Below are 11,302 nucleotides of genomic sequence, written 5' to 3'. Positions count from 1 at the left end.
TGCCCATTTCTCCATTTTTTTGCTCACCTCCACCTTAATTCCTTCTTTCAAAACTATACCTATCAATCGTTTCCCCTTTTTTTAAGTTTCTTCTCTTTTTGTTAAGAAAGATCTGACTAATGGATAGCTTAATAAGGGGGGTGCCGATCCCCCCTTAATCCCCCCTTGATAAGGGGGGCATCTGATAATTTTTAACGCCTATCTACTTATAAATAGGGTTGGCTGCATATCAGTAGAAGCTTGGCTAGAAAAGGCTTTAATTAGTGATTGCAAAGCGATCGCTAGGCAAGATTGCCAGATAAAATTGAGAAACTGAGCTATATAGGAGCGATCGATCTTTGTGTCCTTTGTGTCTTTGTGGTTCGTTCCACCCCCTAGCCAGTTTTAGAATATATTTTACCCAGAAAACCCAAGAAAACCCCCAATTTTTAGTACAATATTACTGCAATATTAAAAGCAGTGAACAAATAAACAGCGATGATCACCGGCGAATTAAAATCCAAAATAGATAAACTTTGGACAACCTTCTGGAATAACGGCATTAGTAACCCGCTTTCGGTAATCGAGCAGATTTCCTATTTACTCTTCATCAAGCGCCTAGATGACCTAGAACTAGCTAAGGAGCGTAAATCCCAAAGATTAGGCGAAAACCTCGAAAATCCAACCTTTTCCCCCAGCCAACAGCATATCCGTTGGTCCCACTTCAAAAATCTCGATGATGCCGAGACAATGCTCCAGATTGTCCGGGATGAAGCGTTTCCCTTTATCAAAGATTTGGGGCAATTGTCCAAGGGTAGCACCTACGCTAAACACATGAAGGACGCGGTTTTTCTCATCGCGTCTCCGGCGCTGCTGGGGACAGTAATCGAGCAAATTGAAAAAATCCCGATGGAGGATCGGGACACCAAAGGCGACCTTTACGAGTATATGCTCTCGAAACTGAGTACAGCCGGGACTAACGGACAGTTTCGCACACCGCGCCATATTATCAAAATGATGGTGGAGTTATTAGCGCCGGGACCCCGGGAGGTTATCTGTGATCCGGCCTGTGGCACAGGAGGCTTTTTAGTGGCGGCTGCCGAGTATGTGCGGGAGTTAAAGGACAGTGAGGGGGGACGTTTGCTCCATGAACGCGGCAACCTAGAGCATTTCAATAACCAAATGTTCCACGGTTTTGATTTCGATGCGACGATGTTACGCATCGGCAGCATGAACCTGATGTTACACGGTATCGAGCAGCCGATTATCGAGGCCCGGGATTCCCTATCGGAGGACCACGCCGGGGTAGAGGATAGTTTTACCATGATTCTGGCTAATCCACCGTTTAAGGGTTCGGTGGAGAAGTCCACTATTGCCAAGGATTTATCGAAAATCATTGACACCACTAAAACCGAGTTATTATTCATGGCCCTGTTTTTGCGCTTGCTGAAGACGGGGGGAAAAGGTGCGGTAATTGTGCCGGATGGGGTGCTATTTGGCTCGTCCAAGGCCCATAAGGACATCCGCACCATCTTGGTAGAAGAACATAAGCTAGAGGGGGTGATATCGATGCCGTCGGGGGTGTTTAAACCTTACGCGGGGGTATCTACCGCAATCCTGATTTTTACGAAGCTGGGGGTAAGGGAAAAGGGGACTGACTTTGTTTGGTTTTATGACATGGTGGCGGATGGTTTCTCTCTCGATGATAAGCGCCAACCGATTGCCGATAATGATATCCCGGACTTGCTGCGCTGTTGGCAGCAACGCGACTCCGCTAAGGAAAGTAACCGCAAAGCAAAGGCGTTTTTTGTGCCTCGCGAGGAGATTCAAGCCAATGCTTATGATCTATCAATTAACCGCTATAAGGAGATAGAGTACGAGGAAGTGAGCTATGAGCCGCCGAAGGTGATTTTACAGAAGTTAAGGGCTTTAGAGGCTGATATTCGTCAGGATTTGGACGCATTAGAGGAGATGTTAGGAGATTAGGAGATGAAAAATCTACAGCTAGAGGTTATTCTGCGGGAGATAAAAGATTATTTCCATCTGCTCTATCAAAACCAATTACAGAAAATCGTCCTTTACGGTTCCCAAGCACGGGAAGATGGACGGGAAGATTCTGATATCGATCTTTTGGTCATTCTTTCCGGTGTGGTGGATCCTTATCAGGAAATTGACCGCACGAGTGAATTTATCGCTAGGCTTTGCCTTGATTATAATGTGGTTGTTTCCCGTCATTTTATCTCTGCGGCAAAGTTCCAGAGCGGAGATAATCCATTTCTTGACAACATACGACGCGAAGGGGTTACGCTTTGAGCAATGATTGCATTGGTAGTTTTGCTCAACCGAAAGGATATTTGATTTATGCTGAGAAATAAGATTTGTCGGCATTTAGAGGGGATGTGATGACTGTAACGACAAAGCAACAGGTAATCAGTCTGCTAGAGCAAAATCAAGCCGAATTACGGCGATTGGGAGTTAGTCGCTGTGGTTTGTTTGGATCTTTTCGGACAGAGCAGACGACAGAGAAGAGCGATGTGGATATTTTGGTGGTGTTTCAACCCGGGATGAAGACATTTAATAATTTTATGGATTTATGTTTCTTTTTGGAGGACTTGTTTGGTCGGAGTGTGGATCTGGTTACACCTGAGTCACTGAGTCCTTTTTTTGGACAACGAATTCTCGATGAGGTGGAATATGTCCCGTTCTCCTAAAGACTATTTGCAACATATTTTACAGGAGACGGCGTTTATTTTGGAGCATTCTCAAGGGCTAACCCAAGATGCTTTTTTCAAGGATGAACTGCTGAAAAGGGCTTTTGTGAGAAGTCTGGAGATTATTGGAGAAGCGTCTAAAAATTTGCCAGATGAGTTTAGGCAAAGAAACCCGCAGGTACCTTGGAGAGGAATGGCAGGAATGCGAGATAGATTGATCCATGTCTATTTTGGAGTTGATTATGAGGTTGTTTGGGATGTGATTGTCAATCAAATTTCTGGCTTGCATCAGGAAGTTGAACGATTGATCAATGAGCATCAAAGTCAATGATCTGGTAGGGTGGGTTAGACGGCAACAATCTAGGCGTTAAAGTCAATCTAACAATCCGTCGTAACCCACCGCTTTAGTCCACCGAAAGGATGTTTGATTTATGTTTGAAAATAAGATTGATCAGGTTTTACACGCATTAAAGGAGATGTTGGGATGAAGGATTGGCCATCTGTCGCACTAGGCGATATTTTTGAAATTGCTCGTGGTGGTTCGCCAAGACCGATTCAGAATTTTCTGACAGAAGAACCTGACGGTGTAAACTGGGTAATGATTGGTGATGCTTCGGATAGTTCAAAATACATTACACACACTAAAAAGCGCATTTTGAAGACTGGTGTTAAGAATTCACGCATGGTCTATCCGGGTGATTTTTTACTTACGAATTCCATGAGCTTTGGCCACCCTTATATCATGAAAACATCTGGTTGTATTCATGATGGATGGCTTGTTTTAAGTAATAAAAAAGGTGTTATTGATCAAGATTATTTTTATCATCTACTAGGTTCTGATCTAATATATGCAGAGTTTTCCCGTCTTGCTTCTGGTTCAACTGTAAAGAACTTAAATATTGAGATAGTTAAAGGGATTAAGGTATCGCTCCCACCCCTCGAAGAACAGCGAAGAATTGCGGCAATTTTAGATAAAGCGGATGGGGTGCGACGCAAGCGCAAGGAGGCAATACGGTTAACTGAGGAGTTGTTAAAATCGACTTTCCTAGAGATGTTCGGTGATCCTGTTACTAATCCGAAAGGGTGGGAGATAAAGAAACTAGAGGAAGTCACCACTAAAATCACCGATGGTGTTCACTCTCGACCAAATTATACTGAGCAAGGAGTCCCTTTTATTTCTGTTAAAGATATTACAACGGGCGAATTAAAGTTTGATGATTGCAAGTTCATCAGCGAAGAAGATCACAAAAAATATAAGAAAAGATGTAACCCCGATCTGGGCGATATTTTATACACAAAGGTCGGGGCAACATATGGTCGTCCAGCCCTTGTGAATGTAAAGAGTGAATTTTCACTATATGTGAGCGTTTGCCTTATTAAACCCCAAAGAGATTTGATTTTCCCCGAATTTCTGAAAGAAGCATTGGCTACACCAGCACTTAAACGTCAAGCAGATCGATCTATTAAAGGTATTGGAGTTCCTGATTTGCATCTCAATATGATAAAAGATTTTATTGTTCCAGTGCCTCCCATCTATAAACAAAAAGAATTTTTAGAAATAGCCTCCAAAATACAGTCTTCAAAAGAAAGTTTAACATCTTGTTCTCAAGAATCCGAAAATCTCTTTAATTCCCTTTTACAAAGAGCATTTAGGGGGGAACTGTAGCCATGGCAGCCGGCGGATTACTGCCATAATCTTGTGGGAAATGCCATTAAAAAAGACCGTTGGACAATTAACCAAGATTCCTATCATCTCACACTGTCACTAGGGAAAAACCTAGATGAAATAACCGAACTTGCTGTTTTTTTATATAACTGTTAAACAATAATCAGGTAAAATATAGAGATAGCCAAAACTTTGGGGATAATAGACTTATAGACTGGGGAGCGCAATATGGCATCAAACTTCTCCTTCCTGCGAGATCAATTCCCGCAACTGTACGAACACGCGGCCCAGGCCGAGGGATTAGTCTTCAGCAACCCCCGGGCCAGTTGCTTCTATAGCCGCTTTGTCCTAGAACAAATGGTCTGCTGGCTCTATGAAAACGACCCCTATCTACAACTGCCCCGGGACAATAGCCTAGGCGCTCTTATCCACGAGCAAACCTTTAAAGATAACCTTAAACCAGGACTTTTCGCCAAAATTCGCACCATCCACAAAGTCGGCAATAGCGCCGCCCACCATGGCGGACAAATCACCGATCGCGACTCCCTGCACCTGATCGAGGAACTCTTTCATATCACCTACTGGCTGGTGCGGTTTTACGGGCAGAATGGGCGAGAATTGGGCGATATTAGCTTCGATCGCCAGAAAATTCCCAGTTTCGCCGTCCCCAGTCAAAAAGAACTGCAAGACCTAGAAAAACGCCTTTCCCAAAGCGATACCCTGCGCCAATTGGCCGAAGCAAAACAGTGCCAAACCGAGGCCGAACTCGCGGCCGCTAGGGCCGAACGGGATGCCCTCCTTGCCCAAAATCGAGCGATCGCTGACCAGCACGACTACAACGAAGCCGACACCCGCCGCTACCTGATCGATGTACTACTCCAAGAAGCCGGCTGGGATACCAAAGCCCCCAACGCCACAGAGTTCGAGGTGTGGGGGATGCCCATCCAACAAGCGGGGGATACCGGACGCGGTTTCGTCGATTATGTACTATGGGGTGACGACGGCAAACCCCTCGCCCTCGTGGAGGCAAAACGCACCAGCAAAAGCCCCCGCGACGGCCAACATCAGGCCAAACTCTACGCCGACTGCTTAGAAAAAAACTACAACCAACGCCCCGTTATTTTCTACAGCAACGGGCCAGAAACCTATCTCTGGGATGATCTCGCCTATCCCCCCCGTCCCGTCCTCGGTTTCCTGCGAAAAACCGAGCTAGAACGGCTAATTTTCCGCCGTTCCCACCGTAAACGCCTCAGCAACACCGCCATTAACGAGGATATCGTCGGCCGCCCCTACCAGAAAGAGGCCATCCGCCGCATTACCGAAACTTTTGAAGAAAAGTGCGCCCGTAAGTCCCTGTTGGTTATGGCCACCGGAACCGGCAAAACCCGAACCGCGATCGCATTGGTGGAACTGCTCAAGAGTGCCAATTGGGTAAACCGAGTCCTGTTTCTGGCCGATCGCAATGCCCTATTAAAGCAAGCCTATCGAGCCTTTCAGCGTCATCTACCCAGCGTTACCGTCCTGCATCTGACCCGCAGCAAGGACGTGACGGGGGCTAACGTCCTCTTCTCCACCTATCAAACCATGCTCAACGCCATCGATCGCATGGATGCAGAGGGGCGAATCTTTGGAGTGGGTTATTTTGACCTAGTGATCGTCGATGAGGCCCATCGCTCCATTTATCAGAAATACGGCGAAATCTTCCATTATTTCGATGCCCTGCTGGTGGGGCTAACTGCCACGCCGCGCTCGGAAATAGACCGGGACACCTACCGCATTTTCCAGCTACCCCAGGGCGTGCCTACCTTCGCCTACGAGTTAAATGATGCCGTTAGGGATGGCTACCTCGTCCCCCCCAAGGGCGTTACTGTACCGTTTAAGTTTCTGCGTACTGGGGTTAAATACAGCGATCTAACCCCGGAGGAGCAGCTAGACTACGAGGAGAAGTTCCGGGACGAGGAAAGCGGCGAACTACCGCAGGCAATTAACGCAGCTGCCTTTAATGACTGGTTGTTCAATATCGACACCGTGGATCAAGCGTTAAGAATTTTGATGCAACGGGGGCTAAAGGTCAACAGTGGCGATCGATTGGGTAAAACGATTATTTTTGCCCGTAATCACCGACACGCCCAATGTATCTGCGATCGCTTTAACAGTAACTATCCTCACTACAAAGGTCATTTCGCCAAAATTATTGACAGTCACGACAATTACGCCCAGAGTCTGCTCGATGACTTCAGCGAAGCCAACAAAGAACCGATTTTGGCCGTCTCGGTGGATATGCTCGATACCGGCGTAGATGTGCCGGAAGTGGTCAATTTGGTCTTTTTTAAGCCCGTATTCTCCCGGGTGAAGTTCAATCAGATGATCGGGCGCGGGACCCGTCTCTGTCAGGATTTGTTTGGGCCTGGCAACCATAAAACCGAGTTTCTGGTCTTCGACCTCTGCGGGAATTTCGAGTATTTCGAGCAGGATATCGATGAAACAAGCCAGAAAATACCCGAAAGCCTCACCAGTCGCCTAGTTAAACATCGCCTCGAGTTGGCAACCCGCCTCGCTCCCTCCAAGCAAAGCGCGACACCTAGGGCGAGAGAGCAGTCCTCTACTTACAAAGTCGAGCGGGCCGGCGACCTATACACGAGTTTGCTCGATGCACTCCATCAACACATCGCCACCATGCCCCGGGATAATTTCCTCGTGCGTCGTCGCTTGCCGCAGGTGGAAACCTTTAGTCAGCGCCAGCGTTGGAACAACCTCAGTCAGGAGGACGCGGCCACCATTGCCGACTCCTTGGCCGGTTTACCCAATAGTCTGCCCAATGAGGATCCCCTGGCCAAGGAGTTTGATCTTCTCTGTGTGAAACTGCAATTAGCCATTCTCAAGGCCGACCGTAGTTATGAGCGATTGCGGGACAAAGTGCGGGATATTCTCTTTCAACTGGAGACTAAGCCCGATATACCGATGATTAAGGGGCAATTGGTCTTTATTCGCGAGGTGCAGGCGGAAAACTGGTGGACCGGGGTAACGCCGTCAATGGTGGAGGGGATTCGGGTGCGTGTCCGGGATCTGGTCAAGTTTATCGATCGCCAAAAGCAGCAGATCGTGATCACCGATTTTGTCGATGAGATGGGGGAGGTGCAGATTGTCGATATTCCCACCCATCAGACCGGTTTTAGTCGCGAACAGTATCGCCGGAAAGTGGAGGCCTATATCCGTGAGCATCAGGATCACCTTGCGATCGCTAAGTTGCGGCGCAATATCCCCCTAACGGAGACGGATTTATCTGCCCTAGAGGAGATGCTATTTTCGGCCGCAGAAATTGAGAGCCGTCAGCGTTTTGAGGAGGTTTTTGGCCGGACAAAAAGCCTCAAGCTCCTGATCCTGGAAATCGTCGGACTTGATCCCGCAGGGATCCGCGTAGCGGCACGCCAAGCGGCTAAACAAGCTTTTGGCCGTTATTTGCAGGGGACAAACTTCTCGGCCAATCAAATCCGTTTTATCGAAAATATCATCGATATCCTCACTAAAAACGGAGTTATCAATCCGGGGGCGCTCTACGAGCCTCCCTTTACTGATAACCATCCCGAAGGTCTAGATGGGATGTTTAATGATCAGGAAGCTGATCGGATCGTCTCGATTTTGCGATCATTTAATGAGTCCGTTGATGCGGTTTAAGAACAAGCGCGGATGAAGAAATAAAAGCATGAAAACTGACACGATTTTTTATCAACTCTTTCAATCATTCCCCTCTATCTTCTTTGAATTAATTCAACTCCCCATCACCGAAGCCAATAACTACCGCTTTGACTCAGTGGAAGTCAAACAACTTTCCTTTCGTCTTGATGGAGTCTTTCTACCTCAAAATAATAACCCCCAGACTCCTATCTACTTTTGTGAGGTACAATTTCAAGAAGATGAGGCTTTTTATCAGCGCTTTTTCACCGAAATATTCTTATATCTCAGTAAAACTGACTTAACCAATGATTGGCGGGGTGTGATTGTCTATCCTAACCCTCAAGTAGAAACCGATAAAGTTCAACGCTATCGGGAACTCCTCAACTCCGAGCGAGTGAGACGGATTTATCTGAATGAATTAGAAAACATTCCTCAAACTTCGATTGGTTTAGCTACAGTGCAATTAATCACCCTATCTAAAGCAAAAGCGATTGATAGCACCCGAAAATTAATCCAAAGAGTGAGAGAAGAATTAACCCCCGACCAAAAACCGCAAGAACTCTTACAATTAATAGAGACGATTCTCGTTTATAAGTTACCGCTTCTCAATCGTCGGGAGATAGAAACTATGTTTAGTTTAGATGAATTAAAACAAACTCAGTATTTTCAAGATGTGCGCGAAGAAGCGCGTCAGGAAGGTCGTCAGGAAGGTCGTCAGGAAGGCAGACTAAACAAAGCATTAGAGGTGGTCCCTCGTTTGTTAGCCCTAGGGTTAAGTGTTGAGCAAGTCGCATCCGCGTTAGAGTTAGAGGTTAAACAGGTTAGAGCTATACAAAACGGGACATAAAAAATGCGATCGCCTTGTAAAATAAGAGCATGAAAACCGACACGATTTTTTATCAACTCTTTCAATCTTTCCCCTCTATCTTCTTTGAATTAATTCAACTCCCTATCACCGAAGCCAATAACTACCGCTTTGACTCAGTGGAAGTCAAATAACCTTTACCTGCGGATAATAGCGAATTAACAGATAATGGGATCTTCTAGGTTCTGTGTGATAAGTTTAACTCACAATATGATCGATCGATCTTTGTGTCCTTTGTGTCTTTGTGGTTCGTTCCACCCCCTCGCTAGGAGGAATGTATCTTAGAATACATTTTTTTACCTACCAAACCTGGTATAGCCGATAATGATGTGATTATTCGTTATCAAGGGGATAAGATCATTGGTTTAAGTATTCTCAATGTTAGTAAAATCCAATAATCCCAGTAATGCTAGTATATTTGAGTAATACCCATGATCACTGATCACTGATCAGCCATTCCGATGCCCTTTCACCCAGATCTAGGGGCAGACTAACCGCTTTACCAAGACGGGGACGCTCACGGGTTTCGCGGATAAAAGCTTGAAATTGACTAACACCACCCCATTCGTGGAGATAATTGGCGATCGCATTGAGATGTTCCAGATATTCAGACTCGGAGAGGGGAAAAGAAGCTTGTTCGAGATATTTCCACATTACCTGGACATGAACCTTATCTTTGATGCGTCGTAGCTGGATATCGTAGGAACGACCCCATTTTTCTAGTAATAATTGCTGTAAGTCCACACCCGTCATGGTTGATATCGCTTCTCAGATGTCAGTCAGTCAATTAATTCTAACTTACTTTTAGCTGCCGCCCCTAGGTTAGTCCACCGCGCTTCGATTCAGACCAATTCCCATAAAAAAGTTTTTTTCGGTACGGCGAGTATGTAAAATGGAATGTTGATCTTTCTTGGCCTAAACAGCATTTCATGATTTCGAGTAACGACTTTCGGAGTGGTACGACCATCCAGATCGATGGCTCTGTCTGGCGGGTGGTGGAATTCCTGCACGTCAAACCGGGTAAGGGATCGGCCTTCGTGCGAACCAAGTTAAAAAATGTCCAGACCGGCAACGTGGTAGAACGGACGTTCCGGGCCGGGGAAACCTTGCCCTCAGCCACGATCGAAAAGCGCACCATGCAGCACACCTACAAAGAAGGCGATCAGTTTGTCTTCATGGACATGGAGACTTTTGAGGAAGCAACTCTCACCCCGGTACAAATGGGCGAGAGAGCCAAGTATCTGAAAGAAGGAATGGAAGTTAATATTCTCTTTTGGAATGAGCAAGTGTTAGATGTGGAATTGCCCACCTCGGTAATCTTGGAAATCACCGATACGGATCCAGGAGTCAAGGGAGATACGGCCACCGGTGGCACCAAACCGGCGATCGTAGAAACGGGAGCGCAGGTAATGGTTCCCCTGTTTATTTCCATCGGTGAAAGGATTAAAGTGGACACCAGGGATGGTTCCTATCTGGGACGGGAATAATTGTGATCAGAAGCCCAGAAATGAGGCCTTAGGGACGGATTTAGGACTAAAGCCAGTTTTCTCTAGCCTGTTTCCCAAAACTTAGCCGCTAGATGGGAAAAATCGACGGTTTGGTGGGTGCGAATTTGGATTTGTTGCTTTTTATTTGCGAGGGGATTTCAGAGCGGTGACTATTGATTACAACGAAATTCGAGAACTGATCAAAACATTGGCAGCAACGGATATCAGTGAATTTAGCCTGAAAAGTGCAGATTTGGAGCTAAATATCCGCAAAGGAACCGTTAATACTGCCCTTAGTCTTCTCCCCGCTCCCTTGCCGGTGGTGACGGCCCCGGTCGCCCCTCCAGTGGTAGCCGCCAGTCCCACCCCGGCCCCGGAAACCCCCACTCCCGAACCCGAGGCCGCCGCTATTGATAAAAAATGGCTGGCGATTACCTCTCCCATGGTCGGCACTTTTTATCGCGCTCCCGCTCCCGATGAACCGTCTTTCGTGGAAAAAAACGATCGAGTCCGGGTCGGACAAACGGTCTGTATCATCGAAGCGATGAAGTTGATGAACGAAATCGAAGCGGAAGTGGCCGGGCAAATCGTCGAAATCGCCGTCGCTAACGGTGAACCGGTAGAATTTGGCCAGACGTTAATGTGGGTTAATCCCGAATAAGTAAGTGATTCTAATTAAATAGAAGATAGATTTTGTCTTTGATCCCCCCTGCCCCCCTTATTAGGGGGTGCTGATCCCCCCTGCCCCCCTTAATAAGGGGGGTGCTGATCCCCCCTGCCCCCCTTATTAAGCTATCCATTAGTCAGATCTTTCTTAACAAAAAGAGAAGAAACTTAAAAAAAGGGGAAACGATTGATAGGTATAGTTTTGAAAGAAGGAATTAAGGTGGAGGTGAGCAAAAAAATGGAGAAATGGGCA

Annotated in this window: 11 protein-coding genes; 10 read left to right on the top strand and 1 reads right to left on the bottom strand. The window is 46.5% G+C overall.

The genetic code is table 11. The features are described 5' to 3' along the window. The first annotated feature begins 477 nt into the window (after positions 1 to 477). The 8 genes from O9323_RS05910 (at position 478) to O9323_RS05875 (ending at position 9,030) form a co-directional block, all read left to right on the top strand. Positions 478 to 1,965, top strand: coding sequence for a type I restriction-modification system subunit M (locus tag O9323_RS05910; protein ID WP_193979443.1), 1,488 nt, complete (start codon positions 478 to 480; stop codon positions 1,963 to 1,965). 3 nt (positions 1,966 to 1,968) lie between these two features. Continuing rightward, positions 1,969 to 2,292, top strand: coding sequence for a nucleotidyltransferase domain-containing protein (locus tag O9323_RS05905; RefSeq protein ID WP_002750888.1), 324 nt, complete (start codon positions 1,969 to 1,971; stop codon positions 2,290 to 2,292). An 89-nt stretch (positions 2,293 to 2,381) separates the two neighbouring features. Beyond that, positions 2,382 to 2,690, top strand: coding sequence for a nucleotidyltransferase family protein (locus O9323_RS05900; protein WP_002750887.1), 309 nt, complete (start codon positions 2,382 to 2,384; stop codon positions 2,688 to 2,690). Continuing rightward, complete coding sequence (locus O9323_RS05895; protein ID WP_002750886.1) at positions 2,674 to 3,021, top strand: HepT-like ribonuclease domain-containing protein; 348 nt, start codon at positions 2,674 to 2,676, stop codon at positions 3,019 to 3,021. The genes O9323_RS05900 and O9323_RS05895 overlap by 17 nt, the downstream gene beginning before the upstream one ends. Before the next feature lie 153 nt (positions 3,022 to 3,174). Beyond that, positions 3,175 to 4,356, top strand: a complete 1,182-nt coding sequence (locus O9323_RS05890; protein WP_002750885.1) for a restriction endonuclease subunit S — start codon at positions 3,175 to 3,177, stop codon at positions 4,354 to 4,356. 228 nt (positions 4,357 to 4,584) lie between these two features. Next, positions 4,585 to 8,031, top strand: coding sequence for a DEAD/DEAH box helicase family protein (locus tag O9323_RS05885; RefSeq protein WP_288124819.1), 3,447 nt, complete (start codon positions 4,585 to 4,587; stop codon positions 8,029 to 8,031). A 28-nt stretch (positions 8,032 to 8,059) separates the two neighbouring features. After that, positions 8,060 to 8,878 carry an Rpn family recombination-promoting nuclease/putative transposase gene (locus O9323_RS05880; RefSeq protein WP_002750883.1) on the top strand — a complete coding sequence of 273 codons (819 nt, stop codon included), beginning with the start codon at positions 8,060 to 8,062 and terminating at the stop codon, positions 8,876 to 8,878. 29 nt (positions 8,879 to 8,907) lie between these two features. Beyond that, positions 8,908 to 9,030 carry a DUF2887 domain-containing protein gene (locus O9323_RS05875; protein WP_396687570.1) on the top strand — a complete coding sequence of 41 codons (123 nt, stop codon included), beginning with the start codon at positions 8,908 to 8,910 and terminating at the stop codon, positions 9,028 to 9,030. A gap of 301 nt (positions 9,031 to 9,331) precedes the next feature. Here the strand turns inward: O9323_RS05875 and O9323_RS05865 are convergent, their stop codons facing one another. After that, positions 9,332 to 9,649, bottom strand: coding sequence for a DUF3067 family protein (locus O9323_RS05865; protein WP_002732720.1), 318 nt, complete (start codon positions 9,647 to 9,649; stop codon positions 9,332 to 9,334). A gap of 176 nt (positions 9,650 to 9,825) precedes the next feature. On the opposite strand from O9323_RS05865, the gene efp reads away from it, so the two are divergent. Both efp and accB read left to right on the top strand, forming a co-directional pair. After that, on the top strand, positions 9,826 to 10,383 hold the full coding sequence (gene efp / locus O9323_RS05860) for an elongation factor P (RefSeq protein ID WP_002750882.1): 558 nt from the start codon (positions 9,826 to 9,828) through the stop codon (positions 10,381 to 10,383). A 166-nt stretch (positions 10,384 to 10,549) separates the two neighbouring features. Then, complete coding sequence (gene accB, locus O9323_RS05855; protein ID WP_002750881.1) at positions 10,550 to 11,044, top strand: acetyl-CoA carboxylase biotin carboxyl carrier protein; 495 nt, start codon at positions 10,550 to 10,552, stop codon at positions 11,042 to 11,044. Positions 11,045 to 11,302: the final 258 nt, after the last annotated feature.

This window comes from Microcystis sp. LE19-131.1A, assembly GCF_027532015.1.
GTDB classification, from domain to species: domain Bacteria; phylum Cyanobacteriota; class Cyanobacteriia; order Cyanobacteriales; family Microcystaceae; genus Microcystis; species Microcystis ichthyoblabe_A.
This window is presented reverse-complemented; position numbering and strand designations above follow the sequence as displayed.